Below are 24,461 nucleotides of genomic sequence, written 5' to 3'. Positions count from 1 at the left end.
ATGAAGAAATATTTTAATCAAATGATTCCCGCAGTCCTGATCTCGATGCTGATTTTTAGCTCCTGTAAGAAATTTGGGGATGTCAATATAGATCCACACAAATCCAGCGGACTGGATCCTGCCCTGCAGCTGGCAAATGTACAGCTGCGCTATTCCGGGAATTTTGAGGTCAATGAAAAGGTAAGCACCATTCTAACGATGCCCTTTATACAACATACCGCAGGGATCTATCTGGTGAAAACCGGACAGTTTTACATCAAAAACAGAGGATATACCTCTGCACTTTGGAATGTAAATTATGGGAATGATATCCTAAATATCGTGGATGCCGTAGACAGAAGTCAGGGAGATCCTTCAAAAACCAATATCAATGCAGCTTGCAGGATTATGAAAGTGCTGCTTTTCGCAAGAATGACAGACCTATATGGTGATATTCCTTACAAACAAGCAGGGAAAGGCTACAAAGATGGGATCATCAGACCGGAATTTGATACTCAGGAATCTATTTATAACGACTTTTTCAAAGAACTGACGGAAGCTTCTGCACAGCTTGATCCCTCAAAAGATCAGCTCAAAGGCGATTTATTTTACAATGGAAATATTGCAGCCTGGAAAAAGTTTGCCAATTCTCTACGTTTGAGGTATGCCATGCGTCTGGTCAAACGCAATCCGGAAAAAGCAAAAGCTGAAGCACAGGCAGCTTTTGCAGCAGGGCTGATCTCCAGTCATGAAGACATCTGTAAATTAATGCATGAAAATGTGCAGTCAAAAGATGATGATGCCAGAGGAAATTCTGTTGCCGTAACGATCAATAGTGCCGAGCTGCCTCCAAAAGTAACCACCACTTTAATCGCTCAGTTTGTGAAAACTAACGATCCAAGGCTGAAAAATATGATCCGCTGTTATACAGAGGTCAATTCGAAACCCTTTGATCGCATGGATGTGACCGATCTTGTGGTCGCAGAAATAGGTTATGTAGGGGTAAAGCCAGCGAGCTACACTTATAATGATTGGCTAAACTCTTTAACGGTACAAATTCCAGGTTTCGGAGAGAAGCGCATCACGAATGCAGAGCAGAAAGCAGAATTTGCAAATTACCTGATTAAAAGCGATGCACCATTTTTACACTTTACCCATGCAGAAGTAGAATTTCTACTTGCCGAAGCGAACATTCGTTTTGGATTAAATATGGGAGGCGATGCAAAAAGCCATTATGAAAAGGGAATTGCTGCAGCCATGAAACAGCTGAGCCTGTTCCAGGGAGCTCCGCCAATTACGGAGACACAAGTGACGAATTTCATCAATAGCAATAAACTGATCCCAGGAAAAGAAATAGAAATGATCAACGAGCAGCTTTGGCTGGCCTTAATATTTAACGGACAGGAAGCCTATGCCAATTGGAGAAGAACAGATTTTCCAAAATTGATTCCTGGAGTAATGGCCGAATCCAATAGTAAAGAAATCCCGAGAAGATTGGAATATCCTTTAGAAGAGACCGAACAGAATGCGGCAAACGTAGCGAAAGCTGTGCAGGCACTCGGTGGTCTTGACGACTGGACCAAACGTGTATGGTGGGATAAACAGTAATTTCTTAATCCAAACTTATAAAAGATGAACAACATAAAATATATCCTGTTATCTGCTTTCCTATGTGTTTCCATCCTTTCAGGGTGCAAGAAAGACGATACCGATGCGGGAAATGAAGGAGAATTCTACCCAAGGATTTTTGATAAAAATGGGGCTTTTCGCCTCGCAAGCAGCATCATTGCAGAAGGACAGTCGGCGGTCTTTACCGGATTGCAGTTTTCCCCATCTGATCGGGCCAGTGTAGTATGGAAGGTGAACGATAAAGTAGTGTCTTCGGACACTGCATTTACCTTTACGCCTACTGCTGGTGGAGAATATAAAATCAGTGTGGAAGCTTCTTTCGATGGAAAAACGACTTCAAGGACTTCCAGTATTCTGGTAAACCCAAATACGTATACGTTTAAACCTTATACTAATGTGGCGCTGGCGTATTTGTCGGCAGAAGGATTGGCAAAAGATGTAGATTGGGAAAAGGTAACACACGTGGCTTTCAAATGCGGATGGGTAAATTCTGATGGGCTGGATGTGACCGTTGGACAAACCAACCGCGCTGCTGATGAATTGGTAGCCAGAGGGCACATCAATAAAACTCCCGTCATCATGGGGATTTCTGGATTTCTGAGCGGAATCGATGGATGGTCGAGGTATGAAAGCAACGACTTTGGTGCGGTGATTATTGATCCTGCAAAAAGAGCGAGCCTGGTTCAGCAGGTCGTAGCCTATGTAACTGCAAGGAAAATGGACGGTGTAGACATCATGATGACCGACCTCAGCATCAATGGCGATAAAAACATTGCCGCCGTAGGGCCACTGATCAGGGAGTTGAAAGCCGCATTGCCAGCAAAATCAATTGTAACAGCCACGGTTGCCACCAACTGGCTGCGTGGTCAATACGGTAATCTTGCTGCTGCGGATTGGGTAAATGTGCATGCCTTTGAAGATGGTGCGGTTAGCCCTGGTTCGCCAAGAGCGCAATCTTCCAGCTATGATTATATGGTTAGCTGCGCGGCAAACTGGACCAGCTTGCTGCCGAAAGATAAGATTGTATTAGGGATGCCTGCCTTTGGTTTACGCTATATCGAAATTGATGCCAATGGCAATAACTTTGGATGGAGCTCTTATAATTATGTGAAATACTTCGATATTTTAAAACATGATCCACAGGCATTCAGTAAAGAAACCACAAATATGGCTTTCGGCGTATTCTATAACGGCATCCCACTAATAGAGAAAAAAGCAAAATATATTAAGTCTGCCGGATTTAAAGGTGCTTATTTATGGGCTGCAGATTACGATGTATTGGGAGCGAACTCGCTAATGGGAACGATCGCTAAAGATCTGAAATAAAAATGATCTGAAATGAGAACAATCTGAAGGTAGGTGCAACTCCAGCAGGTTTGAATTTTAGATGGGATTAAACAATGAAAATTAATGCTCGTATAGAAAAGGAGGGGAAACCCTCTTTTTCTTTTACCATGCTTTTACAAAGCGTCCAGTTATGCTACCACTGCTCCCCGCTCATTACTAAACACAAGAACAGCAACAATTCCCGCAGCACATTCACCGCATTGTGAAGTGTGTTATAAACCGTCCGCTCTGTCAATGAAGTACGCTCTGCAATCTCTTTAAAAGATAGGCAGTCGAAATACCTGAGCTGAATGATCTCCTTTTGCCGGGGCGTTAAACAGCTTAGTGCATATAACAGTCTCTTTTTTAAATGCTCATCTTCCTGACTGGCAATCAAAATACTTTCATATGAGCTTTCTGAAATAAACCGCTCTTCTATATCGTCTAAAGAAACCTCATCTCCAATGGTACTGCTCACAAATGTTTGATGGGTTTTGAAAATAATCCGCTTATAAATGGTGAACACATATTGCTGTATATTATTCACTTCCTTTAATTTTTCGCGAATTTGCCAAAGCTCAATAAACAGATTTTGTATGCTTTCTTTAATCAATTCCGGGTTTCTGTATAAGGACAGCCCGAATCGATAGAGGTCATCATAAAAATAGCTGAAACAAGCATAAAGGCCTTGTTTTTCGCCTTCCGCTAATAACTTCCAATTTTTTATAATTTGCTGCTGCTGATCGTCCATTGGTTACGGCTGACTATGTGTGAAGAGGCGTCTTGTAAGTTAAACGAAAATAAGAAAAAAAATACAATATATTTGCTTTATGTCATCACATCACATCGTTAGAGAAAAACAAGAACCAGCATTATATATCCATGATCTGGGTGAGTTCAATGAGGAATATCTGGGCCAGCTATTGGAGTGGAGCCCGACATTAATTGTCAATGCCACACTGTATGAGAAAATAGTTAGCCTCGGACTAAAAGTAGATATCGTAGTGAACCCTGCCGACCAGGAATTTGTTCAGGAAAATACGAAAGTCATTCCTGCAAAAGCAGAAGCACTCGACGCGGTATTGGACTACCTGATCAAAGAAAAGTATTCGGCAGTCAATGTGATTGATACCAAGGCCAAGCTGAGAGAACTGGGAAGTTATATCGATGAAATCAATATTGTAATATTCACCGAAACTGAAAAAGCGTACGCGATTAAGTCTGGATTTTCCGTATGGAAACCCAAAGGCAGTGTATTCCATATTGAAGTCCTTTCTTATTTTGAAACCAGTAACCTGAAACAAGATGAAAATGGAGATTTCGTGGTGATCAATGATGGCTTTGTAACCTTCGATTTCAATAACAGCTATTTATTCATCAGCGAGAAGTTATGATCCTGCTCAGAAAAGGAAAAGAAAAAGACCTGCCTTCCATACAGGAGATTGCAAAAACCACGTGGGGGCCTACCTATAATGGAATCCTCAGTAAGGAGCAAATCGACTATATGTTAGAAATGATGTACAACAGAGGTGTTTTGCTAGATCAGCTGCTGGAAGGCTACACTTTTCTGATTGCAGAAATTGATTCGAAAGATGTAGGTTTTGCTTCCTATTCCAAACTGGGCGATAGTCAGGAGGCCTATAAGCTGCATAAACTGTATGTGCTGCCAGAAGTTCATGGCATGGGCGTCGGTAAATTCCTGATCAACGAAGTTTTTCAGCAGGTAAAAGCAGCAGGAGGGAAAAGCCTGGAATTAAATGTACATCGTGCCAATAAATCTACTGAGTTTTATAAAAAGGCCGGCTTTATCATAAAAGAAACCGTCGACCTTGATGTTGGCAACGGTTTCTTCATGAATGATTATGTGTTAGAAAAGACCATCTGATAAAATAAAAGATGGTCTTTTCTGGCTTAATGACCTCTGATCGGGTCTTTAGGCTTAGTTACATTCGGATATTTGTAAGTTTTCATCTCATCCTGTAACACCTTAATGGTGCGTTCCAATTGAGGGTCTCTGCCTTCCAGTAAATCTTTAGGGGTTTGTTCAACGAAAATATCCGGCGCTACACCTTCGTTCTCTATGATCCATTTTCCATCAGTATCATATACACCGAAGTTAGGAGAGGTGATGCTTCCTCCATCCAGTAAAAGAGGATAACCGCTGATCCCTACCAGAATACCCATCGTAGTACGGCCAACTAATTTACCCAAACCTTTTTTCTTAAACATATAAGGCATCATATCGCCTCCGGAACCTGCGTTCTCATTGATCATCATGGCTTTCGGACCGAAGATCCCATTTCCTGGAGTAGTGAAACTTTTTCCATCCCTGATTCCCCAATAGCTCATCAATTCACGGCTCAGCAAATCGATCACATAATCAGCAACCCATCCGCCACCGTTGTTACGCTCATCCATTAACAAGGCTTTTTTATCCATTTGGGAGAAATAATACCTGTTGAAATAAGTGTAACCATCAGGTCCTGTATTCGGCATATAGACATAAGCGATTTTGCCATCACTAATCTTATCTACTTTTTTGCGGTTATTCTCTACCCAGTCCATCTTTCTCAATTCGAATTCCTGAGGCGCTGCTACCGGTACCACGACTACTTCTCTTGCACCATCTAAACTCGGCTTGCTGTTCACTTTGATCGCGACCTGTTTGCCTGCTTTGAAATCAAAAAGACTATATATAGAAGTTTTTGAAGTCAGGGGTACGCCTTCAACCGCTACGATATAATCACCTTCTTTGATGTTCAATCCTGGTTCTGCCAATGGCGCTTTAAAGGTTGGATTCCAATCCAGACGGGTAAAGATCTTTTTGATCTTATAGAAACCATTGTCTATCTCGTAATCTGCACCCAATAATCCTACAGATACGGAAGGAGCACCAGGCTCATCACCTGGAGAAATGTAATTGTGACCAACTACCATCTCACCCATCATCTCATTGAAAACATAAGAAAGGTCAGAGCGGTGGTTGACATAAGGAAGGAATTTCTCATACTTTACCTTCATGGCAGGCCAATCAGTACCGTGCATGTTTTCTACATAGAAAAAGTCCTTTTCCATGCTCCAAACCTCATCAAACATTTGCTTCCACTCTGCAGTAGGGTCTACCAATACTTTTATGCCATCCAGTTTTAGCTTTCCAGCCTCTGAACTACCTGGTTTTTTACCCGCATCAACGATGTAATAGTTTCCTCTGGATCCGTAAAGCATAGATTTCCCATCTGCACTTACACTCAGGCTGGAAATTCCGGAAACCAAGGTGCTGCTTTCCATCTTTTTCAAGTCTAATGCACCCAGCTCATCATTTTTATAGTAAAGCAACATCCCATCTACTCCACCATCTAGCCCATTAATGCTGCCAGATATAGGAAGCGGAATAATCCGGCTCCTCAAATCAGCAAGATCTATTTCAATCGGAGCTTTTACCGGAGGAGGAGTAGGTTTCTCTGCTTCTTTTCCTTTTTTATCTTTTTTCGAAGCGTCTTTTTTAGGCTCTTCTTTTTTCTTCGCAGGGCTGTCCTCAGATTTTATGACCTCTTCATCACTTTCAGTTTTGTATAGTGAGGGCGTTTTCTTGGAAAGAATCAATGCATAAGCGTTGTAATTTACCGGTCGCTGATAAGCCGACATGTGCAACCCGCTATTGGTTAGCCCCACATCTGTACTCGCCAGGAAGAATAAATATTTACCATCTCTACTGAAATTCGGAGAAGATACCTCGCTCATCCCATCAGTAACCTGAGTATGGCTTTCCTTGTCGAGGTTATATAAATAGACTGCACTTACCGAATTGGGTAAGGTAGCGACATAAGAAATCCATTTAGAATCTGGCGACCAGGCAGGTTGTAATGCACTAAATGACCTGTTAGGAGAAGAACCATCCTTATCCGCTTTCACCAAAATCGGCTTACGGGCATTGATATCAATATAGAACAAGTTCAAATGGGCATCGCCATAAAACAATTTTTTGCTATCCGGCGACCATACTGGCTGGTAATAAAATGCCGTCTTCCCTAACGGGATATAGATTGGTGCTTCTTTAGTGGCCTGATTTAACAGTACCAATTGATAGTTGCCGTCTTTATCAGACAAGTAAGAAATGTACTTCCCATCTGGCGACCAGGCTGGGAATTTATCATAACTGCCAGGAGAGTTCGACAAGTTTCTCGCATCTCCTTTTTCTTTAGGCACAGAATAGATTTCCCCGCGACTTTCAAAAAGAGCCCTTACTCCAGTAGGAGAGATCTCTGAGTTGCGGATATTACTGGCCATATCAATGTAGTGTGGCCTTTTATAAGGCGCATCTGCCTGAATGTTGATCGAAATATCGCGTACCTTATGATTAGCCGTCTCTAGTAAATGTGCTTTACCAGCCTGCTCAAAAGCAATTACTCCAGGACCAGCAGTCAAGGTTTTAATATCGTAATCCTTGAAATCTGTTAACTTCTCTGTTTTTTTGCTTTTCACATCATAACTGAACAAGTTCATGGTCAGATCTCTGTCGGATAAGAAATAAACTTTATTGCCTACCCATTGTGGCTTCACATTATTAGAACCTACGCCAGGAATGATTTCGATGTCTTTCGTTTGTGTGTCAAAGATCCAGATCTGTGGCATACCACCACCACGATAGCGCTTAAAAGCAACGTTGCTACGTTCCGTTGGATCGGTGTTTTTGATGTAAGCCCAGTACCTTTTGTCCGCAGAAGGGGTACCTTGAACGGCTTCCGGCATTGGTAAAGCCTTTTCAGCAGTTCCATCGATATTGATCTGGTGTAACCTCGGACTCAATGCAAATTGATAGTCTCTTGTAGAAGTAAAATACAACTGGTTATTGTCTAGCCATCCGCGCATCACATCGGCAGCAGGGTGGTAAGTCACTCTTTTAGGAGCACCACCTTCAATAGGAATCACATAGACATCGGTATTGCCATCATAGTTTCCAGTAAAGGCAATTTGTTTTCCATCAGGAGAGAAGATTGGGTTCTGCTCTACTGCTGGATTTACCGTCAGTCGTCTTGGATTACTCCCGTCTTTGTCGGAGATCCAAATGTCGCCGCCATACACAAATGCCAAATGATTGGCACTAACTGCAGGACTGCGGATTAAAAGAGTTTCTTGCTTTTGCGCATTCGCTGAAAGCGAAAAGCCCAGGGTCATGGTGACCGATAATGCGGCAGCGGCTAAAAAGGATAATTGGTTAGGTTTAAGAAAGGTCATAAAAATAGTGCTATAGTTAATTACTTAATTTCGGGATTCTGGTTGGGGTGTCTTTACCTTGTACAATTGTGATGGCACTTTTTGCAATGCCCTTAATCGTCGATAAGATGTTATCTACATCCAGCGTTTCAAACTCATCTTTTACCGTATGGTAAAATTTATCGCTGTCGATCTGATCTGTACTGATGGTATGGGCAGGAACACCCAGTGCAGCTAAAGTAGCATTGTCACTTCTGTAGAATAGATTTTGCTGTGGATATGGATCCGGGTGAAAAGTAAATTCTGTGCCTTCCAGGTTTTTCTGTAAGATCTTTCCAAAGTCCGACTTGTCGAATCCAGTGATAAACGCAGTATTCTTGCCAAACTTGCTGTCTTTACCAATCATTTCAATATTGAACATCGCCACCACCTCATCAGGGTTTAGTTTTTCTGAGAAATGTCTCGCACCATATCCACCGATTTCTTCTGCTGTAAAGGCCACAAAGATCAATGTGCGTGCGTTGTTGTTCAGTTTTTTGTAGTATTTCGCAAGGGCGATCATGGCAGTAGTGCCGGAAGCATCATCATCGGCACCATTGGCAATGCTGTCTGTACCTTCCGCCTTGATGATTCCCAAATGGTCATAGTGCCCAGAGAAAACTACCAGTTCTTTTGCTTTTGACTTTCCAGGAATCATTCCTGCCACATTAAACAAAGGAAGTACTTCCAGTTTATTCTTTAAATCTACTTGAAAGCCCTGAGCTACGGTATCCACACCTAATACAAATACATAAGCGGCGTTATTGATGTGTTTCTCATCCACATCAGCTCCCTGAGCTAAGTAATCACGGATTCTTTTAAAAGCATCTGCAAACTTGGCATCCACCAGCACTACTTGTTTTTTCTTCTCTTTGGTCAAAGATCTCAATTGTGCCATGAATGGTTTTTCAGGATCCATTTTAACCCAGCCATCACTATTAGATTGATCAAAAAGCTGTGTTTCCGAGGTGTTTCCGTAAACCAGAACATCCGAAGCAGGAATCTCTTTCCCGTCAATACTCACTTTGATGCTGACTGGTTTTAACTTTTTCTTCGTAAACGATTGTCGGAAGCTATTTCCTTCCAAAGGTTTCAAGCCAATACTTTTAAATTCAGCGGAGATAAAATCTGCGGCTTTCTCAATTCCTGGAGAGAAGGTAGCACGGCCTTCCATTTCATCACTGCTCAGCGTCTTGATCAAACGCTCTACATAAGGTCTGGTAATGATCTTATCAATGTCCTGAGCAAATGATTGCTGTGCCAGGAACACTATAAATAAGGTGTAAATGGTTTTTTTCATCAGAATATAATTGTTTTTTTATGGTTCAATTGTTTAACATTAGTACTTTAAGACAGCAACTGATGATTAGTTGATTTATAAAGTAAAATGTTACGGCCTTCTGCAGTTTTTAGCACTCTTTTGAGTACAAAAATTGATGTGAAGTACATAGCAACTTCTTTTTTGTATAAAAAGATTATTCTTCTGTAGAAGGATGTGTCAGTTCTCGTTTTCTGCGTTCGATTTCGGTTTCAATGCGGGTGCCCTGAACTCCGTCAATCACCGCTATCTCATACTCCTTATCTTTGTCGGAAGCATAAATCTGTGTTTCTTCCAGATTCTGTATAGAATGGTCATAGGGCCCACGGCCACTCATCAGTTTTACAAATACGGGTAGGCACTCAAAGAAAATAAACAGCAGGCCAATGAAAGTGACCGCAAGTGAAGTGTTCACATCTCTGGTCCCATCGGTATTAAAGCTCAGCTGCCCTAATGCCCAGTTTCTGTCGGCAAAGCCCGCAATGTTACTCAGGCTGTCCAGTTGTTTACTGGTAAAGAGTTTCTCCGTCATCAGCCCATCAAATTGTTTTCTTCCGTCTACAAATTTTTCCAATGCCCTGACATCCGCTGTTAGCGTATCCAGATTCTGTTCTCGCTGTTTCAACTCTGCTTCTTTCCTTTTCGCATAAGGGCCATAACCCATCACACCGGAAGTCTCCAGGGTTTTATTACCGAAGATCTCAAAGTTTAATTTCTGTCTGTCCGCCTTGATGGCACTGGCCAATGAATCACGTTCTGCTTTCACCTCGTTCAGCTTTCCGAGTTCAATCTTATACTTATTCCCAAAGGAAGCATTTAAGGTGTCAATTTTGGAACGCTGGTTGTTCAGGTAGCTGACTTTCAGTCTTTCCTTAATCTCTTTATCAAATATTTTCAATTCCAATGGACGGGAGATCACCAATCCAATCATAATGGCCAGTAAAATCCTTGGTGTGGCTTGTAAGATCTGCTGATTTGTACTTGCACTTTTGTTGATACTGGCCACAATATAGCGGTCCATATTAAAAATAGCCAAGCCCCAGATCAAGCCAAAAAACAGGGCAAAAAGTACAGCTGCGGTATCTCCTTTAAAAACGAAATACATGGCATAGCCACCAGATAATGCAGCAAATAAACCTGTGAAGAAAATGGTGGCACCTATTCCCAGGTATTTATTATGTTCGGTAGGATGTTTCTCTAGTGTGGAAATGTGTGCCCCCGAACAAAACCAGAAGAAACGAGATATAGAATTCATGATGTAAATTTCAAAGTTACTAAAGACTGAGTATTAAACGCGCAGCTCACCTAGTTGTTACAGTAATTTGCTCGAAATGATCCCATTATCTTCATCTGAATGTGATTTTGTGGTTTTTTTAACCTTAATATTTTCGGCATTGCTTATCTTTGAAAAAAGCTAAAAATATGATAAAGGAAATAACCGTTCAGGAACTAAAAGAAAAGATCGACAATAAAGAAGACTTCCAGCTGATTGATGTAAGGGAAACTTTCGAATATGAAACTTCGAATCTTGATGGTTTGAACATCCCTTTAGGTGGTATCCTAATTGAAGCAGATCAGATTGCTCAGGATAAACCCGTAATTATTCAATGCAGAAGTGGTAAAAGAAGCGCAGCAGCAGTAATGCAATTAGAGCAAATGCTTGGATTAACCAATTTATATAACCTTAAAGGTGGTATCGTGGCCTGGAAAGAGGCTTTCGACCCTAATATGCCTGTTTACTAATCATGGGAAAGAAAATCGCATTAAACGTTTTTTATAATTTAGGATTAATCATTTCCATCTTCGGTGGAACATGGGGTTTCAACAATAAACAATACCTGGCCATGGCCCTTTTTGCGGCTACTGGTATCTTCTTCCTATATGTAAAGCTGCAGCTGGTAAAAGAGATGCGTGCTACACTTAAGAAAAAGGAAGCAGAATTGAAGGGTTAATCCCTTCTAAGCCTAATCCAGGTAAGTTTTTCAACTGATATCTCCCCGCAATGATTTGCGGGGCATCAAAAGGATTGTTCCTGGTTAGCCAGGGACCATCCAAATCAGCCCAGTCACAGAGTGGAGCAAGCGCCATCCCAGCCTGCGTAGCACAGGAGGTTTCACTCATACAGCCAATCAGTACTTTCATGCCAAAAGAACGCGCTTTTTTAATCATTAGTGAGGCTTCATACATACCAGCACTTTTCATGAGTTTGATATTGATGCCATGGTAAGCCCCCCTTAGTCCATCAATATCAGCCAGGCGCTGCACCGCTTCATCCGCCAGAATTGGAATCGGACTCCGCCCGGTTAACCAGGCATTGCCATCCAGATCTGATTTGTCCATCGGCTGTTCAATCAGTACGGCACCCTGATCATGCAGCCAGTAAATCATATCAATAGCTTGTTTTTTATTGTTCCAGCCCTGATTCGCATCAATATACAATGGAACATCGGTCATGCTCCGAATGGTTTGAATCAGCTCTTTGTCGTTTTCTCTGCCCAGCTTTACTTTCAGAATGCTAAAATTTTTAGCGTCCAATACTTTTTCCCTGATCACCTCGGGCTCGTCGATACCAATGGTGTAAGAAGCAAGTGGCATTTTGGAAGGATCGGCTCCATAGATTTCATAACAAGCTTGCTGCAGGAGTTTTCCGTTTAAATCATTTAAAGCGATGTCTATACCTGCTTTTATAGCAGTATTTCCAGGACCTAAGGAATCCAGATAAGCGATGATTTCCCCAAAATTGAAAGGAAATGTAAAGCGATTCCAATCTACCTTTTTTAAGAATGCAGTCGCTGTTTCCACACCCTCCCCCAGGTAAGGAACCATAGAAGCCTCCCCATATCCTGTTTCATTTTCATAGCCCAATTTCAGCAGCATCAGCGGCGTGCTTGTTCTAGAAAACTTAGCAATAGTAAAAGGGTGTTTTAGTTCCAGATTGTATGATGTATAGGCGACTTGCATGGACATAAATTGGGTATTTAGTAATATCAAAGTTAAAAAATCAGCGCTGCAGCGAATGTAAAAATAATATACTTAATATTGTACCCAGTATGAATAGCACAATATATCAGCCATTTAAAAACTTCGATTTTAAATATAAAAACTGCTTCCTGAGTGGAGAAACCTTCGATGCTCCAGTGGAGGAAATCAACGTATTGCCAGACTGGCTGTTGAAAGTAGCCAACTTTTCCGGGGAAGAGCAAATTAAGTTATTGGATGAGAGTGTTCGTGCCTACAATACTTTAAAAGTGCCTTGCAGTACGGAAGTATCGGAGAATTTTATCCAGCCATTAGAAGCTAAGATTGCTGCGGCTTTCTCTGAAGGTTATGCTGCGGTTTCCGCATTACCGGAAGAAGACCTGTTCAAATGGATCGGTAAGTTTATGTACAGCCTGATTTATATTGAAATGAATGCTGCAGTACGTTTACAGCAGATTTCTGCCGACGGCGTCAATATGTCGCAAGGTTTAATGCACAAATTCGGAAACCTGAATACCATGATTCAAAGCATTTACAGAGATGTAGTGTATGAAGATTTTACCCCATGGTCTATTGTCGTAGTACCTCTGGAAGAGCAAAACACGAGTTTTAGCTTTAGAGATGAGATCAATACCCTGACCTTCTCTTTGAAACTGAAAGATTTCGGAATCATTGCCTGTTTACAAGACAATGGAACGAATAAGCTCTTTCATAGAGAACTCCTGGAGCAAATCGGTACCAAACCGCTTTCCGCACAGCAATTTGAAGAACTTTGTGCACGTTTCTATTATTCTGCTTACCTGTTCAACAGATTGCCGGAATATACGGTAATGACAGTAGAGGGAACGGTTTATATAGATGCCATGCCATTGAGAGGGACGATGAATAAAGCCCTGTTCGACCATTGGCAGCATAAAACGTATGCCCAGGTATTACAGGATTTCTGGAAACCTTGGGGACATACGTTGTTTGAGATTATTAAAGACCCAACAAACCCGATCAGTTATTTTGAACCGGCTTGTTTGCCTGCTACCCAATAAGGCGGCTAATAAAATGAGGAATGATTCCCGGAACAAAAATTACGGTGAAGATCAACCCTGTTAATGCACCGAAGAAATGGGCGTCATGATTGATATTATCCTGCGCCCTTTTTGCCATCTGCCAGCAATATGCTAAATATAATAATCCAAATAACCAGGCCCAGATTGGGATTGGCAGTGGGAAGATGATCATTTTAGACATCGGATCAAATAAGATAAAGCTAAACAGCACCGCACTAATCGCACCAGAAGCACCAAGGCTATTGTACCACATGTCGTCTTTGTGTTTAATCACCGAAGGGATGTCACTCAAAATCAAAGCTAAAACGTACAATAGACCGAACTGCCAGGAACCAATCATGGCTTCCAGTCGGAAAGCAAAGAAGTAAAAGGTCATCATGTTAAAAATCAGGTGCATCCAATCCGCATGGATCAGGCCACTGGTAATTAACGTGTATAACTTGTGTTTTCTCGATACACTATAAGGGTGTAACATAAATTTCCCAAATAACCCATGATCATTAAAGGCATAAATACTAGTCACTATCGTGAAAAGAAAGATGATCGAGGCAACGGGAGTCTGGGTAAGGTAGTCCATGATAAGGTGTTTTCCGTAAGAAACGGATTTTTTATAGATTAATAAAATAATGTTTTATCGGCAAGGCCGATACTGCCAAACTGGTACCTCATTCCCACGGAGAAGTAGGTATAAATATCGGACCTGCCAGCTTTAAAATTAACAGAAGAATTGTCGTAACCATCTAAGCCCTCTCCTAAAGTAAATGTGCCCTGGTAATTGAAGTTTAAAATATAGCGGCAATAGCCGGATCGATCAGGGAAATAAAAGTTAATGCCTAGATTGATCGGAACCAGTAGGTCTGTTGATTTACTTTTACCGGGATAGGGGATTTCTTGTTCATAACTTACTTTGCGCACATTGTTAACCGAGTTCATCACCATTCCAAGCCCGGTGCCCAGGTAAAGTCCCTTAATTGTATTCGCAAAACCACCACGGCGATAGTCGATCAAGGTGCCCAATCCAAATTTGGTATTGAAGTTAATCGCTTTGTAGGTATTGATAGATTGACGGCCGTCAGCGTCAGTTTCTACATCTCCACTATTGATTTCGCCCATTTGTCCCTCCAAGCCAGCACTGATAAAAGGACTGAAATAATAATCGATGACGCCATAGCCTGCCAGACCAAAGTCATGTTTTTTTAGGTCAGTAAAAGATTGAGTAACTCCAAAACCACCACCAGCACTGATTTTATAGAAATTGGTTTGAGCTTTAACAGGAATAAAAGATAGAAGTAACAGGCATCCAGTGATAATTGCTTTCAAATTATTTAGCTTTGTTTTTTTTAAGACTATGCTAAATTATCAAAATAAAAACAATTCCCTTCAAAACCGATTTGCTAAATACGTGCAGATTGATACGCAGTCAGACCCAATGTCAACCACCGTGCCTTCTACAGAGAAGCAAAAGAACTTAGGGAAGGTTCTTGTGGAGGAATTATTAGAATTGGGAATCACTGATGCCCATCTTGATGATTTCGGGTATGTATATGCAACCATTCCTTCTAATACAGAAAAAAAGGTGCCTGTAATTTGTTTCTGCTCACACATGGATACTTCTCCAGACTGCAGCGGCACAAATGTGAAACCAATTATTCATGCCAACTACCAGGGAGAAGACCTTATCCTTCCTGACGACCATAGCATCGTGCTGAAAATGTCGGAACACCCGGATCTAAAACACCAGATTGGTAATGACATCTTCACCGCCAGCGGAACAACATTGCTTGGTGCTGATAATAAAGCCGGTTTGGCGGAAATTATGGAAGCAGCAGCTTTCTTAATGCAAAATCCAACCTACAAACATGGAACAATAAAGATTTTATTTACTCCGGATGAAGAAATTGGCAGAGGTGTAGATAAAGCAGACCTGAAAAAATTAGGTGCTGATTTTGCGTATACCGTAGACGGAGAGACTTTAGGTTCTATCGAAGATGAAACTTTTTCTGCAGATGGCGCAGTATTGACTATTAAAGGTGTAAGTACCCACCCTGGATTTGCAAAAGATAAAATGGAAAGTGCGATCAAAATCTTATCAGATGTGATTAGCTCTTTGCCTTCAGACTGTCTTTCTCCGGAATCTACTGAAGGAAAAGAAGGGTTTATCCACCCGGTTACGATTAGTGGAAGCGTAGAACAGGCAGAAGCACGTTTTATCTTGCGCGCTTTTGATGATGAACAGCTGGAAGCCAATGGCGAAATGCTGGACGCAACCGTAAGAAACATCATTGAAGATTTTCCAAACTCTACCTACGAGCTGAAAATCACAGAACAATACCGCAATATGAAAAAGGTGTTGGATGAGTACCCACAAGTGATTGCTTATGGTATCGAAGCGATAGAAAGAGCGGGTATCACACCAAAAAGACAAAGTATCAGAGGAGGAACCGACGGTTCACGTCTTTCTTTTATGGGCTTGCCTTGTCCTAATATTTTTGCTGGCGAACACGCTTTCCATGGTAAACAAGAATGGGCTTCGGTTCAGGATATGGAAAAAGCAGTGGAAACCATCATTAACATTGCAGCAATCTGGGAAGAAAAAGCCTAGTTATATTTTAGTGCTGCTAATTGACATTTGTGGAATTACAGCACTATAGAAAATGAAAGCGCCGTATCATGATCAACATGGTACGGCGCTTTTTATATTTTCAATCAATTTTATTTTTCTATACCTTAATCAGGTAGAACCATTTTGGTATTGGTAGGAGTTAAGCTTTAATGCTTAGTCTGGCCAGGTACTGATCCTGCCCGTCTTCAAAAATGATTTCTGGCTCCCAGCCATTAGCCTTCGCAATTTCAATCAATGTGTTTTGGTCTACATATACCCATTTGAACCAATCTCCTTTGAGCCCTTTATATTCGTACCTGAAACTAACTTCTCCAAAGTAACCATGACTAGGGAAAGGAATTTCCTGGTAAAGGTAGGAGAGGTCTGAACTGTCGAATATCAATTGACCACCTGGATGCAATAAGTTTTTAACTTGTTTCAAAAATGATTTTAGTCCGGAAATAGAGCCTGTAAGACCGATTCCATTCATCATAAAAAGAAGCGTGTCGTATTTTTCATCTTTATAAGTCAGGATATTTCCTGCGATGGCTTGCTTTAATCCACGTTCCTTCATGATCTCTACGGCAGGAACGGAAATATCCATGCCAGTTACATCAAATCCGCGATTTTGAAGCACCAGGGCATGACTGCCTACACCTGCACCCACATCCAGCACTTTTCCTTTGCAAAGTTCCATAGCTCTGAGTTCAAGCTCAGGCATTTCTGCTTCATCCCTAAAATAAATGTCGACCGGCATCTCTTCCGGTTCATCATAAGAATTGTGTACCCACAGGGTTTCTGCAGGTGGTTTTCTAAATTGATCTTTTAAGGCTTCACCAAAAACGTCCATCCCGCAAAGATAAAAAAACCTTTGTTGTTAGACCTCAAATTCCTGATGTTGTTCTGGAATGAGTATATGCTGGAAGCCCTTATCCTGTAAATGCTGTGCAAACACCTGTTGAACTTTATATTCTCCATGAACTAAAAACACCTGTTTTACAAGTGCAGGGTTTTGTCCGGATAAGAATTGCAGCAGATCTTCGTAATCGCCATGCGCACTCATCGATTTAATCGAACGTATGTCGGCAACTACCTCGTAATCCTGACCGAAAAGCCAAACCTGTTTCTGTCCCGCTAATAATTTGCCGGCCAAAGATCTCGGTTCTGCATAACCCACCATGAGGATGGTGTTTTTCTGATCACTGATATTGTTGCGGATATGGTGTTTTACCCTGCCACCTTCGGCCATGCCGGAAGAAGAAATGATCACACATGGTCGTGAATCACCATTTAAAGCCTTAGATTCCTCTACACTTTCAATAAATTTTAAACCCTTAAATCCGAAGATGTCATGGTCTACATTCATCACTTCTTTTACACCGTTGTTGTATACTTCCGGGTGATTTCTGAGTACTTCCGTAGCCTGTAAAGACAATGGACTGTCTACGTAATATTGTACATCCGGCAATTGACCTTTCAGCTCCATCGCATTCAAAGCGTAAAGTAATTCCTGAGTACGGCCGACGCTAAATGCCGGAATAATAACTTTTCCTTTTTTAACGATACAGGTTTGCTCAATAATTTCTCTTAAAGTATCTTCTATGGGATCAGTATCCTGATGAAGCGAGTCGCCGTAAGTAGATTCTATGATCACATAATCTGCCTGAGGGAAGGATTGAGGACTTTTCAAAAGCAAATCTCCATACCTGCCAACATCACCACTGAAAGTCAGGTTGGTCGTTTTCCCCTCTTCCTTAATTTTCAAATGTACCGCGGCACTGCCCACGATATGACCAGCATCCGTAAAGCTTAAGGTCACATCAGTATTAATTTGAAAATCCTGGTTGTAGGGAACTACTTTAAACTGTTCCAGGGTTTGCATGACGTCTTTCTCCGTATATAATGGCATTTCCTCAGGTTCACCCTGTCGCAATTTCTTATTTGCGTATTCGGCATCCTGGGTCTGAATCTTTGCAGAATCCAGCAATAGAATCCGACAGAGGTCTTTGGTAGCAGGGGTACAGTAAATTTTTCCTCGAAATCCTTCTGCAACAAATCTTGGCAATAAACCGCAATGGTCTATGTGTGCATGTGACAAAACGAGATAGCTGACTTGGGCCGGGTTAAAACCAAAAGACTCATTGAGTCCCTCTGTCAGATTACCCAGGCCCTGAAATAGCCCGCAGTCTAATAAAATTTGAGTATTATTTTTTAAAGTAACCAGATGTTTACTACCAGTAACGGTACGTGCCGCCCCATGAAATGCAATTTTCATTAATCTACTTAGGCTCTAACTTTAGCAATGGTGTCTTTTACCTGACTTGCAGCATCCACCAGTTTTTCTTTTGATGAATCTAATAGATCACAAAACCAATCTGATACTTTGTCTTTCATTTCTCCATCCTTATCTGATGAAATAATTAATGCAATTGCTGCACCAAGTGCTGCTCCAGCTAGTATTCCTGCAATTATTTTAGTTTCCTTTTTCATAAATGTAGTTTTTAATTTGTAATCCATTCTCAGCATTGCTGCGGTTAAACAAAGCAAAACTGAGCTGTGCTAATAATTGTTAATTTTCGTCAAATAGTTAACAAAGACGGTGCCGAATAATTTGCTCAGAGTTCTAAATCAAGGCAGAATTCATAAATTATCCGAGGTGATGTTGTAAATTAGTGAAAATGTTGAAACGTCTGTCTTATCTGAATGTCTTCCTGGCCATGGCTTACCTGCTGCTGTTCGTGACAGGCGATAATCTGCTGATCATTGCAGGGGTTTTTATCATGGTGGCTTTTAATGCGCTTGTGATTAAAAAGATACAAGAGGAAAAAAATCTGGGCTTGGTTCAGGGGATTTTAGGAATTTGCTGTCTTTGTTTTTGGGCATATTTGGCTATGGGCTGTACATATATTGTACAATCTGCAATCGAACATCATTATTTTGATAATATCTGGAGCTATTTACTGCCTACTGCTTTCTTTCTGCTCAGTATTTTGCTGCAGCTGTTGTGCAGTCTGCAGTATTTTAAAAATTATCAGACCTCTGAAAACTGAGGAAGCTGACCTCTATCTCGTCATATAATTTTTAGCAATTGCGCGGTCTGAGGAATAAAATAGGCTGAATTTTTAAATAAAAAAAGAAGCAACAAGCGCATTGGCACTGGTTGGGAAGAGTTCTGCGTTCCTATAGCGTTTGGATGGGGTTGCCGTAGGGTTGGGCTAGTTAACACTATGGCAACCCTACGGCAACTCCTATCGGACCCTACGGGGACACTATACCAAGGCCGACCAGTGTCCGAACACTTCCCGACCAGTATCTAGTCATTTACTCCCTCATTTTTTAGGTTATCTTGACTTATTTTTTCCTACTGCTGCGGCCGCTTTTTTCCGGCTTTAATAATATTAACAAACTATCTTTCTCCAACTGTTTGGTATTTAAATAATTCTGTCTATCTTTGCAGTCCCTAAATCTTAGGGTGAATAAATAATTGTTTAACAAATTAAATACAAGCAAGTGAATACGTTAAGTTACAAAACTGTCTCTGCCAATGCAAAAACTGTTAACAAACAGTGGGTTGTTGTTGACGCACAAGGCGAGATTTTGGGGCGCTTGTCATCGAAGATCGCTATGATCATCCGTGGTAAAAACAAGCCTGAGTATACCCCACACGTAGACTGCGGAGATAACGTTATCGTTATCAATGCGGATAAGGTTAAATTGACAGGAAATAAATTCAGCGACAAACGCTATATTTCTTACACTGGTTACCCAGGTGGTCAGCGTTTCATTTCTCCAAAAGAGTTAATGGCGAAACACCCTAAGCGTGTTATCGAGAAAGCGGTACGTGGTATGTTACCTAAAACAAAACTTGGTGCTAAATTATACACCAACCTTTTTGTTTATGCAGGTACAGAACATCCTCATGCAGCACAATCACCAAAAACCATTACACTTTAATTAAAGGAAGAAAGAAATGTCAGTTACTAACACTTCAGGAAGAAGAAAAACTGCTGTTGCGCGCATCTATTTAAAAGAAGGCAACGGCACAATTACCGTAAACGGTAAAGACCATAAAGAATATTTCCCAACATTACCTTTACAATACATTGTTAACCAATCATTCGAAGTTTCTGAATTGACTGGTCAATATGATGTTAAAGTGAATGTAGCAGGTGGTGGTATCAAAGGTCAGGCAGAAGCAGTTCGTTTAGCTATCGCTAAAGCTATTGTGGAATTGGATGCTGAGAAAAAACCAGCATTACGCGCTAAAGGGTTAATGACCCGTGATATGCGTATGGTTGAACGTAAGAAACCAGGACGTAAGAAAGCACGTAAGAAATTCCAATTCAGTAAACGTTAATCTTAAGGAGACAAACACAATGGCAAGAACTACATATCAAGACTTATTGGATGCAGGTGTACACTTCGGTCACCTTACCCGTAAATGGAACCCAAAAATGGCGCCTTACATTTTCATGGAGCGCAATGGAATCCACATTATAGATTTAAATAAAACTTTAACCAAAACTGAAGAAGCTGCTTCAGCAATCAAACAGATCGTTAAATCTGGTCGTAAGATTCTTTTCGTAGCTACTAAGAAACAGGCTAAAGAAATCGTTGCTGATCAAGCAAAAAAAGTAAACATGCCTTTCGTGACTGAGCGTTGGTTAGGTGGTATGTTAACCAACTTTGCTACTGTTCGCAAGTCGATCAAAAAGATGTCTAACATCGACAAGATGACTAAAGACGGAACTTACTCGATCCTTTCTAAGAAAGAGCGTTTAATGATCCAACGTGAGCGTATTAAATTGGAAAGCTTATTAGGTGGTATCGCGGATCTAAACCGTTTACCAGCTGCTATCTTCTTAATTGACGTTAAAAAAGAGCATATCGCAGTTAGCGAAGCGTTGAAATTAAACATTCCAACTTTCGCAATGGTAGATACTAACTCTGATCCTTCTAACATCGATTTCCCAATCCCAGCGAATGATGATGCTACTAAATCTATCTCTTTAATTACTGATGTAATCATCAAAGCAATTGAAGAAGGTTTAGACGAGCGCAAACGCGAAAAAGACGAAGAAACTGAAAAAGAAGCTGTAGCTGCTAAAGCTGCTGCTGATGCTCCAGAAGCTGCTGCTCCTGGCGCAAGAAGAAAAAAAGTAAATGCTGATACTGAAGAAGAAGGTACTAGCGAAGAAGCTTAAATAATATAATATGGGTTGTATGTTGTACGTTGCGGGTTTTTCCTTACAACATACATCGTACAACCCATAATTTTTTAAATAAAAACTTAAAAAGAAATAAGATGTCTACAGTACAAATTTCTGCAGCAGACGTAAATAAATTACGCCAACAAACCGGTTCTGGTATGATGGATTGCAAAAAAGCATTGATCGAAACTAACGGTGATTTCGAAGCAGCGGTTGATTACTTACGTAAAAAAGGTGCTAAAGTAGCAGCTTCTCGTCAGGACCGTGATTCTAATGAAGGTGTGGTTATCGCAAAAGCTACAGCAGACGGTAAACGTGGTGTTGTTGTTGAATTAAACTGCGAAACTGACTTCGTTGCTAAAAATGCTGATTTCGTAGCTTTAGCTAACAAATTCACTGACCTTGCTATCGAGAAAAACCCTGCTTCTTTAGAAGAACTTTTATCTTTAGAAATTGATGGTCAGAAAGTTTCTGAGATCATTATCGAAAACACTGGTAAAATCGGTGAAAAAATCGGTATCTCTAAATTCGAAACTGTTTCAGGTGAAAAAGTGATTCCTTACATCCACGGTAACTACCGTTTAGGTGTATTGGTTGCTTTAAACCAAGCATTTGACGGCGCTGATGAAGCTGGTAAAGATGTAGCTATGCAAATCGCTGCAATGAACCCAGTTGCTTTAGATAAAGCTGATGTTGACGCGACTACTATCGAGCGTGAAACTGAAATCGCTAAAGAACAAATCCGTGCTGAAGGTAAACCTGAAGAAATGGTAGAAAAAATTGCTGCTGGTAAATTGAATAAATTCTACAAAGACAGTACTTTGTTAAACCAGGAATTCGTTAAAGATTCTTCTAAAGACGTTCGTAAATTCTTAAATGATACTGCTGCCGGTCTAACCGTTATCGCATTCAAACGTGTACAATTAGGAGCTTAATCCTTCTTTAATCATAAAAAAAATAGGGTGTCCAAAAGGCACCCTATTTTTTTATGCGGTTTTTTAAATGGTTTGCGTTTTTAAATGCAGCTTTCTATTCAGGTTGTTTTGTTCGCAAAGCCGGTAAGGTCTGCTATCTTTTGTCCCTGATCTTTTCTCTCCTCCATTTACGGTCGTTTTTTTCTGAACCTTTTTTAGATTTATCTTTTATATGAGATAGTTCCTGTTTCTACGGTGCTTGTTTTGTAAGGTCTGTTGTTTTGTGATAAATTATGTTTTCTTTTGATTCAGGAAAAGCAGCAGCAATAGCGAAATCGTTAAAAGTATTCCTATGAACTGATGAAAAAGTGCGTAGGTTTTGTAATCCCCATTAACGCTATGAAGTAATGCTGTAATTCCTGAGATGACTTGTATCGCTACCAATAGCATTGGAATGGTCCTGATATAGGATAAATGCTTATTGATTTTCCAGGAAGAGCTGCGAACATAAAGCAGAATAATCAATAAAAAGATCGTATAAGCCAGAAAACGATGTACAAACTGAATGATCAATAAGTTTTCTGCCAGCTGATGTATAGAAAAAATTTGCGATAATATATTTTCCGGAACAATAGCTCCATTTATGTCAGGCCAGGTAGGCGCTGCAAGTGCCGCATGACTTCCCGCCATTAGTGCTCCGTAAATTAGCTGAATGAAAAGTAAGGCCAGAATCAGACTGTTTAATCTTGAAAACTGTAAACGATGCCGCATTTTCAAATGATCGAGACTTAATTTAAAAGCCAGCCATAAGGTATAGCCCAATAAAATGATTGCAGAAATGAAGTGGATGGCCAACCTGATATGGCTGACACTAATATCGGTATCGTTTAATCCACTTTTCACCATCAGCCAGCCAATCACCGCCTGAAGTAAGCCCAGTAAAAAGAGAACGAAAATAGGTAAAATGAGTTTGCGCTCTATTTTGCCTTTGATGATAAAATAGATAAAGGGCAACAGGTAGGCAATACCAATAAATCGTGCCCAATTTCGGTGAAACCACTCCCAGAAAAATATAGATTTATAATCCTCCAGTGAAAAGTGGGCGTTCAGCAGCTGAAATTGCGCAATCTTTTTGTATTGATCAAAGCTGTGCTGCCATTCCAGCTCATTTAATGGAGGAAGAAAACCCATTAATGGTTTCCATTCTGTAATAGAGAGGCCGGATCCGCTCAGTCTGGTGATTCCTCCTAGTAATATCTGAACCACAATACAAAAAGCACCAAAATATAACCAGATGGCAATGGCCCGGTTGTGCTTAGCCCTCATAAATCACTCCTGTTCCTGGTGTTTCATTCAGCTCTATTCTGCACAACTCTGGAAATATAAGTTTGATCTTATGCCACAGCCAGATGCTGAGACTTTCGGCGGTGGGATTTTCCAATCCGGGGATTTCATTCAGAAGTTTATGATCGAGTAAACTGACAATTGGACGAATGCCATTTTTTAGGTCGGTATAATCGAGGATCCAGCCAGTTTCTGGACCTGGCTCTCCAGAAAGAAATACTTTAAGTGTATAGGTGTGGCCATGCATACCACCGCATTTATGGCCTGCAGGCACATTAGGCAAGTAATGCGCTGAGTCAAAACTGAAGGTCTTGTATATGATCATGTCAAATGAATAATGTCCAAATTTCTACTTTGCTGTTCGGTTAAGAAATGATGGCGATCATATTTGATGGAAATTTGGGATTCATCAGTAGTTTATATTACTTATCACTGAAAACAATAATTGGGGCTGAATAGCATCATTACTTTTCTGGTTAAGCTGTCAATTGCAGCTGGCAATTGGGGTGTTTGCGCGGTTATTTATAGTACCATATATTAATGATCCCTTTTGAAACATTTTTCTTCGTGTTGTTTTGTCGATTTTAAGGCTATGGGTCATGTAGTTAGAGGTGGGATACAATTATAAGGTTGATATTGTTTGCAGAGCCGTTAAATTTTCTTACTTTTGCATCCCGCTTCGGAGGAAGGGTTTGTGCGAAAGATACAGAGAGAAGGATTTGAAAGATTGCAGTAGGAGTTGTTTAAAGTAGGTTTTACCGGTTTAACTACCAGAAAAACAAAAAGATTTATTTTCAAATAAAGCTTGACAATAACAAAAAGATTTCTACCTTTGCAGTCCCAACA

At 40.7% G+C, this 24,461-nt stretch carries 25 protein-coding genes; 13 read left to right on the top strand and 12 right to left on the bottom strand.

What is annotated here, in order from left to right:
• Together K7X70_RS00125 and K7X70_RS00120 are read left to right on the top strand one after the other, a co-directional pair.
• Entirely contained in the window at window positions 1-1,587 is a 1,587-nt protein-coding gene (locus K7X70_RS00125) for a SusD/RagB family nutrient-binding outer membrane lipoprotein (RefSeq protein WP_222535184.1), read from the top strand.
• Window positions 1,588-1,611: 24 nt separating this feature from the next.
• Window positions 1,612-2,934, top strand: coding sequence for a glycosyl hydrolase family 18 protein (locus tag K7X70_RS00120; RefSeq protein ID WP_222535183.1), 1,323 nt, complete (start codon window positions 1,612-1,614; stop codon window positions 2,932-2,934).
• A gap of 154 nt (window positions 2,935-3,088) precedes the next feature.
• Here K7X70_RS00120 and K7X70_RS00115 read toward each other — a convergent pair whose 3' ends face one another.
• Entirely contained in the window at window positions 3,089-3,685 is a 597-nt protein-coding gene (locus tag K7X70_RS00115) for an RNA polymerase sigma factor (RefSeq protein WP_222535182.1), read from the bottom strand.
• 79 nt (window positions 3,686-3,764) lie between these two features.
• Here K7X70_RS00115 and K7X70_RS00110 point away from each other — a divergent pair, with 79 nt between their 5' ends.
• Window positions 3,765-4,328 (top strand): thiamine pyrophosphokinase, encoded by a 564-nt coding sequence (locus tag K7X70_RS00110; protein WP_222535181.1) that lies wholly within the window; start codon window positions 3,765-3,767, stop codon window positions 4,326-4,328.
• Window positions 4,325-4,819: a GNAT family N-acetyltransferase gene (locus K7X70_RS00105; RefSeq protein WP_222535180.1), complete on the top strand. Its 495-nt coding sequence runs from the start codon at window positions 4,325-4,327 to the stop codon at window positions 4,817-4,819. The genes K7X70_RS00110 and K7X70_RS00105 overlap by 4 nt, the downstream gene beginning before the upstream one ends.
• Window positions 4,820-4,845: 26 nt before the next feature.
• Here the strand turns inward: K7X70_RS00105 and K7X70_RS00100 are convergent, their stop codons facing one another.
• From K7X70_RS00100 to K7X70_RS00090, 3 genes are all read right to left on the bottom strand, one after another.
• Window positions 4,846-8,169, bottom strand: a complete 3,324-nt coding sequence (locus K7X70_RS00100; protein WP_222535179.1) for a S41 family peptidase — start codon at window positions 8,167-8,169, stop codon at window positions 4,846-4,848.
• A 16-nt stretch (window positions 8,170-8,185) separates the two neighbouring features.
• Entirely contained in the window at window positions 8,186-9,487 is a 1,302-nt protein-coding gene (locus K7X70_RS00095; protein ID WP_222535178.1) for a M20/M25/M40 family metallo-hydrolase, read from the bottom strand.
• 175 nt (window positions 9,488-9,662) lie between these two features.
• Window positions 9,663-10,760, bottom strand: a complete 1,098-nt coding sequence (locus K7X70_RS00090) for a DUF4407 domain-containing protein (protein ID WP_222535177.1) — start codon at window positions 10,758-10,760, stop codon at window positions 9,663-9,665.
• Between the two features lie 170 nt (window positions 10,761-10,930).
• On the opposite strand from K7X70_RS00090, the gene K7X70_RS00085 reads away from it, so the two are divergent.
• A complete protein-coding gene (locus K7X70_RS00085) occupies window positions 10,931-11,248 on the top strand; it encodes a rhodanese-like domain-containing protein (protein WP_062551225.1) in 318 nt (105 codons plus the stop codon).
• Window positions 11,249-11,250: 2 nt separating this feature from the next.
• Window positions 11,251-11,457 carry a DUF6358 family protein gene (locus tag K7X70_RS00080; RefSeq protein WP_222535176.1) on the top strand — a complete coding sequence of 69 codons (207 nt, stop codon included), beginning with the start codon at window positions 11,251-11,253 and terminating at the stop codon, window positions 11,455-11,457.
• On the opposite strand, the gene K7X70_RS00075 is transcribed toward K7X70_RS00080, so the two are convergent.
• On the bottom strand, window positions 11,426-12,472 hold the full coding sequence (locus K7X70_RS00075) for a dipeptide epimerase (RefSeq protein ID WP_368387934.1): 1,047 nt from the start codon (window positions 12,470-12,472) through the stop codon (window positions 11,426-11,428). The two genes, K7X70_RS00080 and K7X70_RS00075, sit on opposite strands and share 32 nt — an antisense overlap.
• Window positions 12,473-12,555: 83 nt before the next feature.
• Here K7X70_RS00075 and K7X70_RS00070 point away from each other — a divergent pair, with 83 nt between their 5' ends.
• Window positions 12,556-13,524 carry a hypothetical protein gene (locus tag K7X70_RS00070; RefSeq protein WP_222535175.1) on the top strand — a complete coding sequence of 323 codons (969 nt, stop codon included), beginning with the start codon at window positions 12,556-12,558 and terminating at the stop codon, window positions 13,522-13,524.
• On the opposite strand, the gene K7X70_RS00065 is transcribed toward K7X70_RS00070, so the two are convergent.
• Together K7X70_RS00065 and K7X70_RS00060 are read right to left on the bottom strand one after the other, a co-directional pair.
• Complete coding sequence (locus K7X70_RS00065) at window positions 13,514-14,122, bottom strand: rhomboid family intramembrane serine protease (protein WP_222535174.1); 609 nt, start codon at window positions 14,120-14,122, stop codon at window positions 13,514-13,516. The two genes, K7X70_RS00070 and K7X70_RS00065, sit on opposite strands and share 11 nt — an antisense overlap.
• A gap of 38 nt (window positions 14,123-14,160) precedes the next feature.
• Window positions 14,161-14,865: a hypothetical protein gene (locus tag K7X70_RS00060; RefSeq protein ID WP_255606838.1), complete on the bottom strand. Its 705-nt coding sequence runs from the start codon at window positions 14,863-14,865 to the stop codon at window positions 14,161-14,163.
• A 28-nt stretch (window positions 14,866-14,893) separates the two neighbouring features.
• Here K7X70_RS00060 and pepT point away from each other — a divergent pair, with 28 nt between their 5' ends.
• Window positions 14,894-16,147, top strand: coding sequence for a peptidase T (gene pepT, locus K7X70_RS00055; RefSeq protein ID WP_222535173.1), 1,254 nt, complete (start codon window positions 14,894-14,896; stop codon window positions 16,145-16,147).
• Window positions 16,148-16,307: 160 nt separating this feature from the next.
• On the opposite strand, the gene K7X70_RS00050 is transcribed toward pepT, so the two are convergent.
• Genes K7X70_RS00050 through K7X70_RS00040 form a run of 3 tightly spaced genes read right to left on the bottom strand, consistent with a single transcriptional unit; the run spans window position 16,308 to window position 18,637 of the window.
• Window positions 16,308-16,997 (bottom strand): class I SAM-dependent methyltransferase, encoded by a 690-nt coding sequence (locus tag K7X70_RS00050; protein ID WP_222535172.1) that lies wholly within the window; start codon window positions 16,995-16,997, stop codon window positions 16,308-16,310.
• Between the two features lie 27 nt (window positions 16,998-17,024).
• Window positions 17,025-18,422, bottom strand: coding sequence for an MBL fold metallo-hydrolase RNA specificity domain-containing protein (locus K7X70_RS00045; RefSeq protein ID WP_222535171.1), 1,398 nt, complete (start codon window positions 18,420-18,422; stop codon window positions 17,025-17,027).
• An 8-nt stretch (window positions 18,423-18,430) separates the two neighbouring features.
• Window positions 18,431-18,637, bottom strand: coding sequence for a YtxH domain-containing protein (locus tag K7X70_RS00040; protein ID WP_062550780.1), 207 nt, complete (start codon window positions 18,635-18,637; stop codon window positions 18,431-18,433).
• Window positions 18,638-18,825: 188 nt separating this feature from the next.
• Between K7X70_RS00040 and K7X70_RS00035 the strand changes: the two genes are divergently transcribed.
• From K7X70_RS00035 to tsf, 5 genes are all read left to right on the top strand, one after another.
• Entirely contained in the window at window positions 18,826-19,197 is a 372-nt protein-coding gene (locus K7X70_RS00035; protein WP_222535170.1) for a hypothetical protein, read from the top strand.
• A gap of 460 nt (window positions 19,198-19,657) precedes the next feature.
• The gene (rplM, locus tag K7X70_RS00030) at window positions 19,658-20,101 is read left to right on the top strand and encodes a 50S ribosomal protein L13 (RefSeq protein ID WP_062550778.1); all 444 of its coding nucleotides are present in this window, start codon (window positions 19,658-19,660) and stop codon (window positions 20,099-20,101) included.
• 16 nt (window positions 20,102-20,117) lie between these two features.
• Window positions 20,118-20,504 (top strand): 30S ribosomal protein S9, encoded by a 387-nt coding sequence (gene rpsI, locus K7X70_RS00025; protein WP_062550777.1) that lies wholly within the window; start codon window positions 20,118-20,120, stop codon window positions 20,502-20,504.
• A gap of 19 nt (window positions 20,505-20,523) precedes the next feature.
• Entirely contained in the window at window positions 20,524-21,351 is an 828-nt protein-coding gene (gene rpsB, locus K7X70_RS00020; RefSeq protein ID WP_062550776.1) for a 30S ribosomal protein S2, read from the top strand.
• A gap of 101 nt (window positions 21,352-21,452) precedes the next feature.
• Window positions 21,453-22,292 (top strand): translation elongation factor Ts, encoded by an 840-nt coding sequence (gene tsf / locus K7X70_RS00015; protein ID WP_062550775.1) that lies wholly within the window; start codon window positions 21,453-21,455, stop codon window positions 22,290-22,292.
• A gap of 270 nt (window positions 22,293-22,562) precedes the next feature.
• Here tsf and K7X70_RS00010 read toward each other — a convergent pair whose 3' ends face one another.
• Window positions 22,563-23,597, bottom strand: coding sequence for a COX15/CtaA family protein (locus K7X70_RS00010; RefSeq protein WP_222535169.1), 1,035 nt, complete (start codon window positions 23,595-23,597; stop codon window positions 22,563-22,565).
• Window positions 23,587-23,940 (bottom strand): 6-carboxytetrahydropterin synthase QueD, encoded by a 354-nt coding sequence (gene queD / locus K7X70_RS00005; protein WP_222535168.1) that lies wholly within the window; start codon window positions 23,938-23,940, stop codon window positions 23,587-23,589. Before queD ends, K7X70_RS00010 begins: the two co-directional genes overlap by 11 nt.
• Window positions 23,941-24,461 lie beyond the last annotated feature (521 nt).

This window comes from Pedobacter polysacchareus (genome assembly GCF_019802255.1).
GTDB lineage: Bacteria > Bacteroidota > Bacteroidia > Sphingobacteriales > Sphingobacteriaceae > Pedobacter > Pedobacter polysacchareus.
The sequence above is the reverse complement of the archived record's forward strand: the minus strand, read 5'-3'. Positions and strand labels throughout refer to the sequence as shown.